The organism is Streptomyces sp. NPDC031132 (assembly GCF_055570595.1).
In genome coordinates this window covers 187,198-202,957 of the sequence record NZ_JBVIGX010000002.1, presented here as the reverse complement: position 1 = coordinate 202,957, position 15,760 = coordinate 187,198, and the positions used below count along the sequence as shown (strand labels likewise).

Below are 15,760 nucleotides of genomic sequence, written 5' to 3'. Positions count from 1 at the left end.
CGTGGCGCCCGGCGGGCGCGCCCCCCCCCCCCCCCCCCCCCCCCCCCCCCCCCCCCCCCCCTCCCGCCCCCCAGCCCCCCCCCCCCCCCCCCCCCCCCCCCCCCCCCCCCCCCCCCCCCCGCCCCCATGTCCAGCGCTCCGTCCAGCGCTTCGTCCAGTGCTTCCTCTAGTGCTTGGTCGACTTCGAGACCGGTGTCCGCTCCGGGTCCGGGGTCCCGCCGATGAAGTTCTCGAACCTGCGGCGCGGGGCCGCCCAGCGCCGGTCGTGGTGGAAGGCGCGCAGCTTGGCCTTGGCGCGGGCCCGCGGACGTTTCGCGTAGAACCTCTTCGCGTACGGGGAGCCGGGGCGGGCCAGCCGGATCGCCCCGATCAGCGCCACGAACGGGATGACCGTGCCGAAGAACGCGGTGCGCGCCTTGCCCTTCCACAGGGCGATCAGGGCCAGGAAGAAGTTCGTCGCGGTGTTCATGATGATGAGCCCGCGGCTCTGCCGCTCGTCGGCGGTCAGGTCGTTGACGCCGAACGGCAGGAACCCGCCCAGCACCAACGCCACCAGCGCGGCCGTCAGGACCACGATCTCGACGCTCTTGCGGCCCTGTTCGCTCCAGTAGACGTCGTCGAGGTGCAGGATCAGCGCGAACTCGTCCAGCACCAGGCCCGCGCCCAGCCCGAAGATGACGGCGGAGAGCATCGCGCCGAAGCCGTGCCGGCCGCTGCCCACCGCCCCGAAACCGCCGATGATCACGAGGACGACGCCGGGCACCACGTGGTGGATGTGCACACCGCCCGGGGTGACGTTCTTGAACGGCCCCCGCCCGGCCCGGATCAGCCGGGTGATCACACGGGTGACGAGGAACGACATGACGAACGAAAGCAGGGCCAGGAGCAGCGGGAGCTTCCCCGGTTCGACGATGTTCCGGTACCACCAGTGACCCATACCGCCGGCTCCCTGTTGTGGGCAGCTCCCCAATTTTCCCGTATGCGGCAATTTACCGCCCTCGGCGAGCGGGTAGCGTTCGCGCCGATGAAAGATTCGTTCGACGACCAGCCCCCCGCGTCGCCCCTGACGCCGCCCGCGGAGCGCGCCTCGCTGCGCGACGGCGTGCGCTTCGCGTTCGGCACGCTCACCGTGCTGCCCGCCCGCATCACCCGATGGGACCGGCCCGCGGCCCGCACCGGCATGGCGTGTGCGCCGCTCGCCGGGCTCGTCGTGGGCCTGATCGCGGCCGTGCCGGGGGTGCTGCTGCTGATCCTGGGCGGCGGCCCGCTGCTCGCGGCGGCCGTCACCGTCGCCGTACCGGCCGCCCTGACCCGGGGTCTGCACCTCGACGGGCTCGCCGACACCGCCGACGGGCTGGGCAGCGCGAAGCCGGCCGAGACGGCGCTGCGCATCATGAAGCAGTCCGACATCGGCCCCTTCGGGGTGGTGGCGCTGCTGCTGGTGCTGCTGGTCCAGGCAGGGGCGCTGGCCGACCTCTACGCCGAGAGCTGGGTCCACGGGGCCCTGGCAACGGTCATCGCGGCCGTCACCGCCCGGCTGGCCATGACGCTGGCCGCCCGCGACGGCGTACCACCGGCCCGCCACGAGGGGCTGGGGGCGGCGGTCGCAGGGGTGCTCCCCAAGGGCTCGGCCGCCGGCATCGCCGCACTGGTGGCCCTCCTGGCCGGGGCCGCCGCCCTGCCGGTGGGCCCGGGGGCCGCCGTCCAGTGCGCGGGCGCGGTCCTGATCGCCCTGGCGGCGGCGGAACACCTGCTGCGCCGCTGCGTACGGCGCTTCGACGGGGTCACCGGCGACGTGTTCGGCGCCCTCGCCGAGATCGCGGCGACCACGGCCCTCGTCGTCCTGGCCCTGGGCTGACCCCCGTGCCCCCGGAGCGGAACACGTAGGGTTCGGGGCGTGGAAGATACGCCGACGACCATCAGGGTGCTGCTCGCCGACGACCAGGCCCTGCTCCGCAGCGCCTTCAAGGTGCTGGTCGACTCCGAGCCCGACATGGAGGTCGTCGGCGAGGCCTCCGACGGGGCCCAGGCCTGCGCGCTCGCCCGGGAGACCCGGCCCGACGTGGTCCTCATGGACATCCGGATGCCCGGCACCGACGGTCTCGCCGCCACCCGCATGATCAGCGCGGACCCCGAACTCGCCGCTGTCCGCGTGGTCATGCTGACGACCTTCGAGGTCGACGAGTACGTCGTCCAGTCCCTGCGGGCCGGCGCCTCCGGGTTCCTCGGCAAGGGCGCCGAACCCGAGGAACTGCTCAACGCCATCCGCGTCGCCGCCGCCGGGGAGGCCCTGCTCTCCCCGGCCGCCACCAAAGGGCTCATCGCCACCTTCCTCGCCCAGGGCGGCGGCGCCGACCCCGCCGGCCCCGCCGCCGTGCACGCCGAGCGGCTCGCCGCGCTGACCGTCCGGGAGCGCGAGGTCCTCGTCCACGTCGCCGCGGGCCTGTCCAACGACGAGATCGCCGGCCGGCTCGAGGTCAGCCCGCTCACCGTCAAGACCCATGTGAACCGGGCCATGGCGAAGCTCGGCGCCCGCGACCGGGCCCAACTGGTGGTCACCGCCTACGAATCGGGACTCGTCCGGCCCCGGGCGGACTAGGGCCTGCCTTTTGGATCAGGCCGGATCGGGGCGCGTGCCGGGCCCCGCGAGCCCGGCATGATCCGAAAGACAGGCCCTGGCGGCGCGACCGCGCGCAGGCCGGCGCGCAGGGCCGTGGAGTACGGGCGCGTACTGCGGACGCGGTATGCGGCGGATAAAGACGCGGCACCTGGGGGCGACGCAGCGCCGCCCCGGCGTGCGGAAGGCTGAAGGCCCGCGGCCTTCAGGCCCAGCCCCGCGCACGCCCCAGCAGAGAGATCCCACCCATGTCCTGGCTGTCCCGATTCAGCCTGGCGCAAAGAGCGCTGATCGGCCTCGTGTCCATCACCGCGCTGCTCTTCGGCGCCATAGCCATCCCGCAGCTCAAGCAGCAGCTGCTGCCGTCCATCGACCTGCCGATGGTGTCCGTGCTCGCGCCGTACCAGGGCGCCTCGCCCGACGTGGTGGAGAAGCAGGTCATCGAGCCGATCGAGGCCACGCTCAAGGGCGTCGACGGCATCACCGGCATCACCTCCACCGCCAGCGAGGGCAACGCCCTCATCATGGCCAAGTTCGACTACGGCGACAGCGGCACCAAGCAGCTCGTCGCCGACGTCCAGCAGGCCGTGAACCGGGCCCGCGTACGGCTGCCCGCCGAGGTGGACCCGCAGGTCGTGGCCGGTTCCACCGACGACATCCCGACCGTCGTCCTCTCCGTCACCTCGGACAAGGACCAGCAGGCGCTCGCCGACCAGCTGAACCGTTCCGTCGTCCCCGTCCTCGAGGACATCGAGGGCGTCGGCCAGGTCAGCGTCGACGGGGTCCAGGACCTCCAGGTCGCCGTCATCCCCGACAACGCCAAGCTCGCGGCGGCCGGCCTCGACGGCGCCGCCCTCGCGCAGGGCCTCCAGGCGGGCGGCGCGACCGTCCCCGCCGGCTCCTTCGACGAGGCGGGCAAGAACCGGACCGTCCGCGTCGGCGGCGGCTACACCTCCCTCGCCCAGCTCCAGGACCTGCGCCTGAGCGCCGGCCCCGGCAAGCCGGCCGTGCGCCTGGGCGACGTCGCCACCGTCAACCAGGAGCCCGCCAAGGCCGTCTCCATCACCCGCACCAACGGCAAGCCCAGCCTCGCCCTCGTCCTCACCATGGACAAGGACGGCAGCGCCGTCGCGATCTCCGACGCCGTCCAGGACAAGCTGCCCGAGCTGCGCACCGCGCTCGGCGCCGGCGCCGAACTGACCGTCGTCAGCGACCAGGGCCCGCCCGTCGCCAAGTCCATCTCCAGCCTCACCACCGAGGGCCTGCTCGGCCTGCTCTTCGCGGTGATCGTGATCCTGGTCTTCCTGGCCTCGCTGCGCTCGACGCTGGTCACCGCGGTCTCCATCCCGCTGTCCGTGGTCCTCGCGCTGATCGTGCTGTGGACCAGCGACCTGTCGCTCAACATGCTGACCCTGGGCGCGCTCACCATCGCCATCGGCCGCGTCGTCGACGACTCGATCGTGGTCCTGGAGAACATCAAGCGCCACCTCGGCTACGGCGAGGAGCGCGAGGCCGCCATCATCGCCGCGGTCAAGGAGGTCGCCGGCGCGGTCACCTCCTCCACGCTGACCACCGTCGCCGTCTTCCTGCCGATCGCCTTCGTCGGCGGCATGGTCGGCGAGTTCTTCGGCCCGTTCTCCCTCACCGTCGCCGCGGCCCTGCTGGCCTCGCTGATCGTCTCCCTGACGGTCGTGCCGGTGCTCTCGTACTGGTTCCTGCGCGCGCCGGAGGGCGTGACGGCCGGGGACCCCGAGAGCGCAGCGAAGGCGCGCCGCGAGGCCGAGGAGAAGGAGGCGAACAGCCGCCTCCAGCGCTTCTACGTGCGGGCCCTGCGCCTGGTCACCCGCCGCCGGTTCGCCACCCAGGCCGTCGCGGTGATCGTCCTCCTCGCCACCTTCGGAATGACGCCGCTGCTGAAGACCAACTTCTTCGACCAGGGCGAGCAGAGCGTCCTGACGGTCAAGCAGCAGCTGCCCCCGGGCACCTCGCTGGCCGCCTCCGACGCGGCGAGCCAGAAGGTCGAGAAGGCCCTGACCGAGGTCAAGGGAGTCAAGGACTACCAGGTCACCGTCGGTTCCTCCGGCTTCCTGGCCGCCTTCGGCGGCGGTACGGGCTCCAACCAGGCCTCCTACCAGGTCACCCTGGAGGACTCCGGCGAATCCGAGGCCGTCAAGAAGCGCATCGAGGACGCGCTCGGCAAGCTCGACGGCATCGGAGACACCGGCATCTCGGCGGGCGGCGGCTTCGGCAGCCAGAACCTCAGCGTGATCGTCAAGGCGGGCGACGCGGGCGTCCTCGCCAAGGCCGCCGAGCAGGTCCGGGCCGAGGTGGCCACGCTCGACGACGTCACCGACGTACAGAGCGACCTGTCCCAGTCCGTGCCCCGCATCTCGGTGACCGCCACCCCGAAGGCCGCCGAGGCGGGCCTGAACCAGGCCGCGCTCGGCGCGATCGTGGCCCAGGCCGTACGGGGCAACCCGGCGGGCAAGGCCGTACTGGACAACACCGAGCGGGACATCGTCATCAAGTCCGCGCACCCGGCCACCACCCTGGCCGAACTGCAGGCGCTGCCCGTCGGCCCGGTCAAGCTCGGCGACGTCGCCGAGGTCAAGGAGGTCCCCGGCCCGGTCTCGATGACCCGGATCGACGGCGCCCGCGCCGCCACCGTCACCGCGAAGCCGGTCGGCGACAACACCGGGGCGATCGGCGCCGCGCTCCAGACGAAGATCAAGGCGCTCGACCTGCCCGACGGGGCCACGGCCACCATCGGCGGCGTCTCCGCCGACCAGGACGACGCGTTCGCCAACCTGGGCCTGGCCATGCTCGCGGCCGTCGCGATCGTGTTCATGCTGCTCGTGGCCACGTTCCGGTCGCTGAACCAGCCGCTGATCCTGCTGGTCTCGATCCCCTTCGCGGCGACCGGCGCCCTCGGCCTGCTGCTGGTGACCGGCACCCCGCTGGGCGTCCCGGCGATGATCGGCATGCTGATGCTCATCGGCATCGTCGTGACCAACGCGATCGTCCTGATCGACCTGGTCAACCAGTACCGGGCCCAGGGCCTCGGCGTCGTCGAGGCCGTCATCGAGGGCGGCCGGCACCGGCTGCGCCCGATCCTCATGACGGCCCTGGCGACGATCTTCGCGCTGCTCCCGATGGCGCTCGGCGTCACCGGCAGCGGCGGGTTCATCTCGCAGCCGCTCGCGGTGGTGGTGATCGGCGGCCTGGTCAGCTCGACCCTGCTGACGCTGCTCCTGGTACCGACGCTGTACACGGCCGTCGAGCTCCGCAAGGAGCGCCGCCGCGCGAAGCACGAGGCCAAGCGCACGGCCCGCCTGACGGTGGTCCCGTCCCCGGACGCGTCCTCGGACGAGGAGTCCCCGGTCACGGTCTGACGCACGTTCTGACGAACGCCGAAGGGCCGCCCCTCGATCGAGGGGCGGCCCTTCGGGCGTACTCCGGGCGTACGGGCGTACGGGCGGTCCGGCTACGGGAGCGCGAGCATGCGCTCCAGGGCGAGCTTCGCGAAGCTCTCCGTCTCCTTGTCGACCTGGATCTGGTTCACGAGGTTGCCCTCGGCCAGGGACTCCAGGGTCCACACCAGGTGGGGGAGGTCGATGCGGTTCATCGTCGAGCAGAAGCAGACCGTCTTGTCGAGGAAGACGACCTCCTTGTCCTCCGCGGCGAATCGGTTCGCCAGGCGGCGGACGAGGTTCAGCTCGGTGCCGATGGCCCACTTGGAGCCGGCCGGGGCCGCCTCCAGCGCCTTGATGATGTACTCCGTCGAGCCGACGTAGTCCGCGGCCGCCACGACCTCGTGCTTGCACTCGGGGTGGACGAGGACGTTCACGCCGGGGATGCGGGCGCGCACGTCGTTGACCGAGTCGACCGAGAACCGGCCGTGCACCGAGCAGTGACCGCGCCACAGGATCATCTTGGCGTCGCGCAGCTGCTCGGCGGTCAGGCCGCCGTTCGGCTTGTGCGGGTTGTAGAGCACGCAGTCGTCCAGGGACATGCCCATGTCGCGGACGGCGGTGTTGCGGCCCAGGTGCTGGTCCGGGAGGAAGAGGATCTTCTCGCCCTGCTCGAAGGCCCACTCGAGGGCCTTCTTCGCATTGGACGACGTACAGATCGTGCCGCCGTGCTTGCCGGTGAACGCCTTGATGTCGGCGGAGGAGTTCATGTACGAGACGGGGACCGTCACGTCGGCTATGCCCGCCTCGGTGAGCACGTCCCAGCACTCGGCGACCTGCTCGGCGGTGGCCATGTCGGCCATCGAGCAGCCGGCCGCGAGGTCGGGCAGCACGACCTTCTGGTCGTCCGAGGTCAGGATGTCCGCGGACTCCGCCATGAAGTGGACGCCGCAGAAGACGATGTACTCGGCCTCCGGCTTGGCGGCCGCGTCCTTGGCCAGCTTGAAGGAGTCGCCGGTGACGTCGGCGAACTCGATCACCTCGTCACGCTGGTAGTGGTGGCCGAGGATGAAGACCTTGTCCCCGAGCTTCTCCTTGGCCGCGCGGGCGCGTGCCACGAGGTTCGGGTCCGACGGCGAGGGCAGGTCGCCGGGGCATTCCACCCCGCGCTCGCTCTTGGGGTCGGCCTCACGGCCGAGCAGCAGCAGGGCAAGGGGCGTCGGCTGGACGTCCAAAGGCTGGGCGGTGGTCACGACACGCACCCTTTCTGTTCTGCGACAAGGGGACTTCTGAAGCAGAGCTTCGACTTCTCGTCTATTTGACGCTATCTATGATAGCTGCTTCACGTCACTTTGACGATGCCGATAGTGTCGATGTGACGAATTCCCCTGAGATGAAGCACTCGGTCCGTCGGGCCCGGCTGCTCTCGACGGTGTGCGAGCATGAATGTCTAAGACATACGTCGGGTCCGGAATGAATCCGCGACCCCGCTCGTTGCCATCCACGGCAAGAGTCCGACGTTTCCCTGCTTCCGGCGGGGAGCCGCCCACTTCGGGAGTGAATGCAGATGTCCGTACAGGACGACAAGACCACTGTGAGCGACGGCATCCTCCTGTCCGACGCCGCCGCCGAGAAGGTCAGGACCCTGCTGGAGCAGGAAGGCCGCGATGACCTGGCGCTTCGCGTCGCCGTCCAGCCCGGCGGCTGCTCCGGCCTGCGCTACCAGCTCTTCTTCGACGAGCGCTCCCTCGACGGTGACGTCGTCAAGGACTTCGACGGCGTGAAGGTCGTCACGGACCGGATGAGCTCCCCGTACCTGCACGGTGCCTCGATCGACTTCGTCGACACCATCGAGAAGCAGGGCTTCACGATCGACAACCCCAACGCCACCGGCTCCTGCGCCTGCGGCGACTCGTTCAGCTAAGCCCGTCGTCCGGCCGAGCCCTGAGCGAGCCCGAACGACGAAAGGCCCCCGGCACCTCTCGGTGCCGGGGGCCTTTCGCGTAGGGGCTACTGCCGGGGGAGCGGCTTGCCCGAGGTCACGTCGACCACCTTGCGCTCACCGAGCGGCTGCTGGAGGGTCGTCGACACCGTCATGTCCTGGGCGACCATGATGCAGGCCCGGCCCGGCTCGTTCGGGGTGTCTGTGATCTTCACCATGACCGACCCGGCCTCCTCCCGCGCCTCCAGGGCGTAGGTGCTGCACACCCCGCCCCAGAAGTTCACGGTCAGCTTCCGGTCGGCCTCCTTGTACGAGAACCCGGGCACGGTCCGGCCGCCCTTGGGGGCCGAAGGCGCGGTGGAGCCGTTCTCTCCGGCCGGCTGGACCACGGTGCGCCCGGGCCCGCCGTTGCTGCCCGCCACCTCGAACAGCCAGGCCGGCACCAGGCCGCGCGCGCCGTCCACGGTCCCCGGGGCCAGCCCGAGCACGGCCCCCTTCACGGTCTCCGTCCGCGGAGGCTTCATCGGGCGCGGCTCCGGGTTGCAGGGCGGCGTGTCCGAGGGCCCGACCGGGGTGTCCGGGGTCAGCGGGACCGAGGTCGCGCACCCGCTCGGCCCCGGGTCCGTACCGCCCGTCCCGGCCGAGGACCGGTTCAGCCGGGCCAGCGCCTCGACGGCCCCGACCACCGGCTGATCGGCGGCGCGTACGGGTGCCTTCAGCTCGCCGCTGCCCGCCACCACCTGGGAGTCCGCACCCACGCTGACCTTCGTGGACCAGCCCTGCGTGGGCAGCCCGTCGATCACGGGGTCGGCGCTGACCACGCGGACGGCGCCCTGGACGAGCCGGGCGTCCAGCGTGGCCCCGCCCTGCCCGGCGGCCGCGAGCACCGGGGCGGCGGCGGCCTTGGCGGCCTCCTCGCTCACCGGTGTACCGCCCGCGCCGTCCGCCTCTTGGGCACCCTGGGGGAGCGTGGCCGGGCCGCAGGTGTCCTTGCCGCGCTTGCAGTCGTCACCGGCGCCGCCCGTCCCCTGGAAGCGGGAGAAGTTCCAGGTACCGGGCGCCTTGCGGTTCACCGTGAGCCGGGGTCCGACGCCGTCCGCGGTCTCCCCGGCCTGCCAGACGTCGCCGGTCAGCTGCGGGGCGCCCGGGACGCCGAGGGCCGTCGCGAGCCGGGCCACCTCCTCCGAGGTGACCTCGCCGGTCACGGCGAAGGCCGGCGCGGTCGCCGGAGCCTCGGGGAGGGCGACGTCCGCCCGGTACGTCACCCCGCTGCCGTGCGGATCCGGCTCGCCGGGGGCGATGCCCGGCCCCGAGGGGCTCGGCGCGACGCGGGGCGCGGAGGCCGCGCTGTCACCCGTACGGCCGCCCGGCGTACCGTCGCCGGAGGCCGCCGCCGCCCAGTACGCCGTACCGCCGCCGGCGAGCAGGACGGCGGCCGCGATCGAGCCGATGGCCCAGGCCGGCCGCCGCCGTGTGCCGCGTGATGTGTCGGGTTGTTCGCTGGTCACCGCTTGCTCCTTCGCCTGTACCGCAGTGGCTGATGCGGCTGTGACGGAACAGACGGCGAACCGGTTCCCCTAGTCGCCGTACTCGGCCGTGGAGGCGATCAGGCGGGCCGAGGAGGGCGGGACGCTGATCCCGTGGATCTGGGAGGGCGCCACCCGGGTCGGACGGGGGTGCGCCGGGACCGTCCAGTGCGGGGCCATCCTGGCGCAGTCGCCCAGCAGCCGCGCGAATTCGGGCTGCGTGTCGGCCGCGTTCTCGTACCCGAAACCATCGGTAGAGGTCATGGGGCACGGTAGGCACGGCTCGGCGGGTGAAGAAAGACCTACTACGGGGTAGTTTCGTGCGGTCGGCCGCGGGGCAGCGACCGGGTAGTTTTGACTGTCCCCCTCGCCGTCCCTCGCAGGAGCGTCCACGCCGTGCGTATCGCCATCACCGGCTCCATCGCCACCGACCACCTCATGACCTTCCCCGGCCGCTTCGCCGACCAGCTCGTCGCGGACCAGCTGCACACGGTCTCCCTCTCCTTCCTCGTCGACAACCTCGACGTACGGCGGGGCGGTGTCGGCCCGAACATCTGCTTCGGCATGGGCCAGCTCGGCACCCGCCCGATCCTGGTCGGCGCGGCCGGGTACGACTTCGACGAGTACCGCGCGTGGCTGGACCGGCACGGCGTCGACACCGCCTCCGTGCGGATCTCCGAGGTCCTGCACACCGCGCGCTTCGTGTGCACCACGGACGCCGACCACAACCAGATCGGCTCCTTCTACACGGGCGCGATGAGCGAGGCCCGCCTGATCGAGCTGAAGGCGGTCGCGGACCGGGTCGGCGGGCTCGACCTCGTCCTCATCGGCGCCGACGACCCCGAGGCGATGCTGCGCCACACGGAGGAGTGCCGGACGCGGGGCATCCCGTTCGCGGCGGACTTCTCGCAGCAGATCGCCCGCATGGACGGCGAGAACATCCGCACCCTGATGGAGGGTGCGACGTACCTCTTCTCGAACGAGTACGAGAAGGGCCTCATCGAGTCGAAGTCCGGCTGGTCGGACGAGGAGATCCTCGCCAAGGTCGGCACCCGGGTGACGACGCTGGGCTCGCGGGGCGTGCGCATCGAGCGGGTCGGCGAGGAGCCGATCGTGGTCGGCTGCCCCGAGGAGACGGCGAAGATCGACCCGACGGGCGTCGGCGACGCGTTCCGCGCCGGGTTCCTGACCGGTCTGGGCTGGGGCGTGGGCCTGGAGCGGGCCGCGCAGGTCGGCTGCATGCTGGCCACGCTCGTGATCGAGACCCTGGGCACCCAGGAGTACACGCTGGCGCGTGCGCACTTCATGGAGCGCTTCACGAAGGCCTACGGCGACGCCGCGGCGTCGGAGGTCCGCACCCACCTGGCCGCGTAGCGGCCGGGGCCGGGGCAGGGCCGGCGGGGCTGGAAGCAGCCCCGCCGGCGTCACACCCGGCGGCGGACCGTGTACGCCACCCCCACCGGGCGGGGGGCTTCGCCCAGGTACGTGTGGCCGCGCATCGTGCACCAGGCCGGGATGTCCAGCCGGGCCACCTCGTCGTCCGACAGGACGGTCACGGTCCCGCCGACCGGGACCGTGCCGATGACCCGCGCCAGCTCGATCACCGGCTGCGGGCAGCGCAGGCCCAGCGCATCGATCTCCAGCGCGTCCGACACCGGCGCCACGGCCACCGGTTCGCCCACGCCGAGGGTGGCGCGGACCCCCGCCACCACCCCGGGCAGGACCTCCAGGAAGCCGTTCACCTCCTCCGCCGTCGTCCCCGACGGCAGGGAGACCCGTACGTTCCCCTCCGACAGCACGCCCATCGCCTGGAGCACATGACTCGGGGTCAGCGTGGAGCTGGTGCAGGAGGAGCCGGACGAGACGGAGTAGCCCGCCCGGTCCAGCTCGTGCAGCAGCGTCTCGCCGTCGACGTACAGACAGGAGAACGTGACCAGGTGCGGCAGCCGCCGCTCCGGGTCACCGACCACCTCCACGTCCGGCACCAGTCGCGCCACGCGCCGCCGGATGCGGTCCACGAGGATCCGCAGGCGGGCCGCCTCCGCGTCGGCCTCGGCGCGTACCGCGCGCAGCGAGGCCGCCGCCGCCACGATCGCCGGGAGATTGGTGAAACCGGGGGAGCGGCCGGACTCCCTTTCGTCCGCGGGGAATTGGGGCGAGAAGCGGACACCCTTACGGACCGCCAGCAGCCCGACTCCCGGCGGGCCGCCCCATTTGTGCGCGCTCGCGGTGAGCGCCGACCAGCCGCCCTCGACCGGGCCCCAGCCCAGCGACTGCGCCGCGTCCACCAGCAGCGGCACCCCCGCCGCCGCGCAGACCTCGGCAACCTCCGCCACCGGCTGGACCGTACCCACCTCGTGGTTGGCCGACTGGAGGCAGGCCAGGGCCGTCGACGCGTCCAGTGCGCAGGCGTATCCGGCGGGGGACACCGCGCCCGTGCGGTCCACGGGGACCCGGGTCACGGTCCCGCCGGCGGCCTCGTGCGCCTGCGCGGCGTGGAGGACAGAACTGTGTTCGACCGCCGATACGATCAGATGGCCGCCGACGCGCCGGCGCCCGGCGAGCGCTCCCGCGATCCCGGTGTGAACCGCGTGCGTCCCCGAAGGAGTGAACACCAGCTCGTCGGGGCGACAGCCCACCGCCTCCGCCGCCGCCTCGCGCGCCGCGTCCAGCAGCAGCCTCGCGCGCCGGCCCTCCCGGTAGAGCCGGGCGGGGTCCGCCCACCCCTCGTCCAGGGTGGCCTGCAACGCCTGCCGGGCCACGGGGTGCAGGGGGGCGGCGGACGCGGTGTCGAAGTACGGCATCCCGCCACGCTAACCGGCGGCCGGGTCCGTTCGAGGTCAGGGGCCGTCAGATGCCCCCCGGAGGCCGCCATTCAGGGGGTGTTGGGCCGTCCCCCGTACGGCGGATCCATCCCTTCGGGGGCAGTAGCGGCGCGTTGGGCACCCTCCCCGCGCGACCCCAAATAGCGTCCAGTAGGGTTTGGTCCGCATAAACATCCAAACCCCTGCCTGCGTCAGGGCCGGCGACCGACCCGAATACGGCCGCGGCCGGCCGCGCGGGCCGAGACTCTCGGGAAGGCGCTACGTGAGTCCCTACGGCTCCGACCGCTCGCCGCGGCGCCCGATGCGGCGGAAGCTGCTGCAGGCGCTGACTGCGGGCGCGGTCCTGGCGACCGCCACTGGTTGCTCGTACAACTGGCAAGACTTCCCCCGGCTCGGAATGCCCTATCCGGTCACGGAGGAGGCGCCTCGCATCCTGTCCCTGTGGCAGGGGTCGTGGGCAGCCGCTCTCATCACGGGCATCCTGGTCTGGGGCCTGATCATCTGGAGCGTCATCTTCCACCGGCGCAGCCGGACGAAGGTGGAGGTCCCCCCGCAGACCCGGTACAACATGCCCATCGAGGCGCTGTACACCGTGGTCCCGCTCATCATCGTCTCGGTGCTCTTCTACTTCACCGCACGTGACGAGTCGAAGCTGCTCGCGCTCACCCCGAAGCCGGCGCACACGATCAACGTGATCGGCTTCCAGTGGAGCTGGGGCTTCAACTACGTCGAGAACGTCGACGGCGATGCGGTGACCCCGAAGGCGGGCGAGGTTCCCAAGGAACTCGCCAACATCCCGGACCGCTTCACCAAGGAATTCCCCGCGGGCGCCGAAGGCGTCTACGAGAAGGGCGTTCCCGGCGACCGGAACCCGGACACGGGCAACCCGGGGCCGACCCTCTGGCTCCCCAAGGGCGAGAAGGTCCGCTTCATCCTGTCGTCGAACGACGTCATCCACTCCTTCTGGGTGGTCCCCTTCCTGTTCAAGCAGGACGTCATCCCGGGCCACACCAACGTCTTCGAGGTCACCCCGTCCCAGGAGGGCACCTTCGTGGGCAAGTGCGCCGAGCTCTGCGGCGTCGACCACTCCCGGATGCTCTTCAACGTCAAGGTCGTCTCGCCCGAGGCCTACCGGGCGCACCTCAAGGAACTGGCCGAGAAGGGGCAGACCGGCTTCCTCCCGGCCGGCATCAAGCAGACTGACCCGGCCCGGAATGCGGAGACGAACAAACTGTGAGCATCCTCAACGAATCTCAGGGTGCCGCCGCCGACTCGTATGAAAACGAGCTGCCGGTGCGGCGCAAGCAGCCGGGCAATGTCGTCGTGAAGTGGATGACCACTACCGACCACAAGACCATCGGCACGATGTACCTGGTCACGTCGTTCGTGTTCTTCATCATCGGCGGTCTGCTGGCGCTCGCCATGCGCGCCGAGCTGGCCCGTCCGGGCACGCAGATCATGTCGAACGAGCAGTTCAACCAGGCGTTCACCATGCATGGCACGATCATGCTGCTGATGTTCGCCACCCCGCTCTTCGCGGGCTTCGCGAACTGGATCATGCCGCTGCAGATCGGCGCGCCCGACGTGGCGTTCCCGCGGCTGAACATGTTCGCGTACTGGCTGTACCTCTTCGGCTCGACCATCGCGGTGGCCGGCTTCGTGACGCCGAACGGCGCCGCCGACTTCGGCTGGTTCGCCTACTCCCCGCTGTCGGACGCGGTCCGCTCGCCGGGCATCGGCGCCGACATGTGGATCATGGGTCTGGCCTTCTCCGGCTTCGGCACGATCCTCGGCTCGGTCAACTTCATCACCACGATCATCTGCATGCGTGCCCCCGGCATGACGATGTTCCGCATGCCGATCTTCACCTGGAACGTCCTGCTGACCGGTGTCCTGGTCCTGCTCGCCTTCCCGGTGCTCGCCGCCGCGCTCTTCGCGCTGGAGGCCGACCGTAAGTTCGGTGCGCACGTATTCGACGCCTCGAACGGCGGAGCGTTGCTCTGGCAACACCTCTTCTGGTTCTTCGGACACCCAGAGGTGTACATCATCGCGTTGCCGTTCTTCGGAATCGTCTCCGAGATCATCCCGGTCTTCTCCCGCAAGCCGATGTTCGGTTACATCGGTCTGATCGGTGCGACGATCGCGATCGCCGGCCTCTCGGTGACCGTGTGGGCCCACCACATGTACGTCACCGGCGGTGTACTGCTGCCGTTCTTCTCCTTCATGACCTTCCTGATCGCGGTCCCGACCGGTGTGAAGTTCTTCAACTGGATCGGCACCATGTGGAAGGGCTCGCTGTCCTTCGAGACCCCGATGCTCTGGACGATCGGCTTCCTGGTCACCTTCACCTTCGGTGGTCTGACCGGCGTCATCCTGGCCTCGCCCCCGATGGACTTCCACGTCTCCGACTCGTACTTCGTCGTCGCGCACTTCCACTACGTCGTCTTCGGCACCGTGGTGTTCGCGATGTTCGCCGGCTTCCACTTCTGGTGGCCGAAGTTCACGGGCAAGATGCTGGACGAGCGCCTCGGCAAGATCACCTTCTGGACGCTGTTCATCGGCTTCCACGGCACGTTCCTGGTGCAGCACTGGCTGGGCGCCGAGGGCATGCCGCGCCGTTACGCGGACTACCTCGCGGCCGACGGCTTCACCGCCCTGAACACGATCTCGACGATCAGCTCGTTCCTGCTGGGCATGTCGATGCTGCCGTTCATGTACAACGTCTGGAAGACGGCGAAGTACGGCAAGAAGATCGAGGTCGACGACCCGTGGGGCTACGGCCGTTCGCTCGAGTGGGCGACGTCCTGCCCGCCGCCGCGGCACAACTTCCTCACCCTGCCGCGGATCCGTTCCGAATCCCCGGCGTTCGACCTGCACCACCCTGAGATCGCGGCCCTCGACCACCTCGAGGACCACAGCGTCGCCACCAAGGCCGTCACCGGTGGCAAGGAGGCCGGCAAGTGAAGATCCAGGGCAAGATGTTCCTCTGGCTCTCCTTCTTCATCCTGATCATGGCCGTCGTGTACGGCGTGTGGTCGAAGGAGCCCGTCGGTACCACCGCGCTCTTCCTGGCCTTCGGCCTGAGCGTCATGATCGGCTACTACCTGGCCTTCACGGCCAAGCGCGTGGACGAGATGGCCCAGGACAACCTGGAGGCCGACGTCGCCGACGAGGCGGGCGAGCTGGGGTTCTTCTCCCCGCACAGCTGGCAGCCGCTCTCGCTGGCGATCGGTGGCGCCTTCGCCTTCAGCGGCGTCATCTTCGGCTGGTGGCTCATGTACTTCTCGGCCCCGATCATCCTGATCGGCCTGTGGGGCTGGGTGTACGAGTACTACCGCGGTGAGAACCAGAACCAGTAGGACCGCAGCACCGAGACAAGACCTGGGGCCCGGACACCTCCAATGGAGGAGTCCGGGCCCCTCGTTTGCAGTCACCCCGCG

13 protein-coding genes are annotated in these 15,760 nt (G+C 70.8%); 8 read left to right on the top strand and 5 right to left on the bottom strand.

Annotated features, from left to right (window positions below):
• Positions 1-166: 166 nt before the first annotated feature.
• Positions 167-937, bottom strand: coding sequence for a hypothetical protein (locus ACZ49B_RS03945; protein WP_468300160.1), 771 nt, complete (start codon positions 935-937; stop codon positions 167-169).
• A gap of 87 nt (positions 938-1,024) precedes the next feature.
• On the opposite strand from ACZ49B_RS03945, the gene ACZ49B_RS03940 reads away from it, so the two are divergent.
• The 3 genes from ACZ49B_RS03940 (at position 1,025) to ACZ49B_RS03930 (ending at position 6,009) form a co-directional block, all read left to right on the top strand.
• Positions 1,025-1,858, top strand: coding sequence for an adenosylcobinamide-GDP ribazoletransferase (locus ACZ49B_RS03940; protein ID WP_468300158.1), 834 nt, complete (start codon positions 1,025-1,027; stop codon positions 1,856-1,858).
• Between the two features lie 39 nt (positions 1,859-1,897).
• Positions 1,898-2,599: a response regulator gene (locus tag ACZ49B_RS03935; protein ID WP_468300156.1), complete on the top strand. Its 702-nt coding sequence runs from the start codon at positions 1,898-1,900 to the stop codon at positions 2,597-2,599.
• A 266-nt stretch (positions 2,600-2,865) separates the two neighbouring features.
• Positions 2,866-6,009 carry an efflux RND transporter permease subunit gene (locus ACZ49B_RS03930; RefSeq protein ID WP_468300154.1) on the top strand — a complete coding sequence of 1,048 codons (3,144 nt, stop codon included), beginning with the start codon at positions 2,866-2,868 and terminating at the stop codon, positions 6,007-6,009.
• 92 nt (positions 6,010-6,101) lie between these two features.
• Here ACZ49B_RS03930 and nadA read toward each other — a convergent pair whose 3' ends face one another.
• Positions 6,102-7,289 carry a quinolinate synthase NadA gene (gene nadA / locus ACZ49B_RS03925; RefSeq protein ID WP_468300152.1) on the bottom strand — a complete coding sequence of 396 codons (1,188 nt, stop codon included), beginning with the start codon at positions 7,287-7,289 and terminating at the stop codon, positions 6,102-6,104.
• 305 nt (positions 7,290-7,594) lie between these two features.
• On the opposite strand from nadA, the gene erpA reads away from it, so the two are divergent.
• The gene (erpA, locus tag ACZ49B_RS03920) at positions 7,595-7,951 is read left to right on the top strand and encodes an iron-sulfur cluster insertion protein ErpA (RefSeq protein WP_030010511.1); all 357 of its coding nucleotides are present in this window, start codon (positions 7,595-7,597) and stop codon (positions 7,949-7,951) included.
• A gap of 86 nt (positions 7,952-8,037) precedes the next feature.
• Here erpA and ACZ49B_RS03915 read toward each other — a convergent pair whose 3' ends face one another.
• Both ACZ49B_RS03915 and ACZ49B_RS03910 read right to left on the bottom strand, forming a co-directional pair.
• The gene (locus ACZ49B_RS03915) at positions 8,038-9,477 is read right to left on the bottom strand and encodes a hypothetical protein (protein WP_468300150.1); all 1,440 of its coding nucleotides are present in this window, start codon (positions 9,475-9,477) and stop codon (positions 8,038-8,040) included.
• Positions 9,478-9,546: 69 nt separating this feature from the next.
• Positions 9,547-9,759, bottom strand: a complete 213-nt coding sequence (locus ACZ49B_RS03910; protein ID WP_468300148.1) for a hypothetical protein — start codon at positions 9,757-9,759, stop codon at positions 9,547-9,549.
• Positions 9,760-9,891: 132 nt separating this feature from the next.
• Here ACZ49B_RS03910 and ACZ49B_RS03905 point away from each other — a divergent pair, with 132 nt between their 5' ends.
• Positions 9,892-10,869 carry a carbohydrate kinase family protein gene (locus ACZ49B_RS03905; protein WP_468300146.1) on the top strand — a complete coding sequence of 326 codons (978 nt, stop codon included), beginning with the start codon at positions 9,892-9,894 and terminating at the stop codon, positions 10,867-10,869.
• Between the two features lie 50 nt (positions 10,870-10,919).
• Here the strand turns inward: ACZ49B_RS03905 and ACZ49B_RS03900 are convergent, their stop codons facing one another.
• A complete protein-coding gene (locus ACZ49B_RS03900; protein WP_468300144.1) occupies positions 10,920-12,299 on the bottom strand; it encodes an aminotransferase class V-fold PLP-dependent enzyme in 1,380 nt (459 codons plus the stop codon).
• Positions 12,300-12,582: 283 nt separating this feature from the next.
• Here ACZ49B_RS03900 and ctaC point away from each other — a divergent pair, with 283 nt between their 5' ends.
• Genes ctaC through ACZ49B_RS03885 form a run of 3 tightly spaced genes read left to right on the top strand, consistent with a single transcriptional unit; the run spans position 12,583 to position 15,679 of the window.
• Positions 12,583-13,557, top strand: coding sequence for an aa3-type cytochrome oxidase subunit II (gene ctaC / locus ACZ49B_RS03895; protein ID WP_468300142.1), 975 nt, complete (start codon positions 12,583-12,585; stop codon positions 13,555-13,557).
• Positions 13,554-15,284 carry an aa3-type cytochrome oxidase subunit I gene (gene ctaD / locus ACZ49B_RS03890; RefSeq protein WP_468300140.1) on the top strand — a complete coding sequence of 577 codons (1,731 nt, stop codon included), beginning with the start codon at positions 13,554-13,556 and terminating at the stop codon, positions 15,282-15,284. The genes ctaC and ctaD overlap by 4 nt, the downstream gene beginning before the upstream one ends.
• A complete protein-coding gene (locus ACZ49B_RS03885; RefSeq protein WP_468300138.1) occupies positions 15,281-15,679 on the top strand; it encodes a cytochrome c oxidase subunit 4 in 399 nt (132 codons plus the stop codon). Before ctaD ends, ACZ49B_RS03885 begins: the two co-directional genes overlap by 4 nt.
• Positions 15,680-15,760 lie beyond the last annotated feature (81 nt).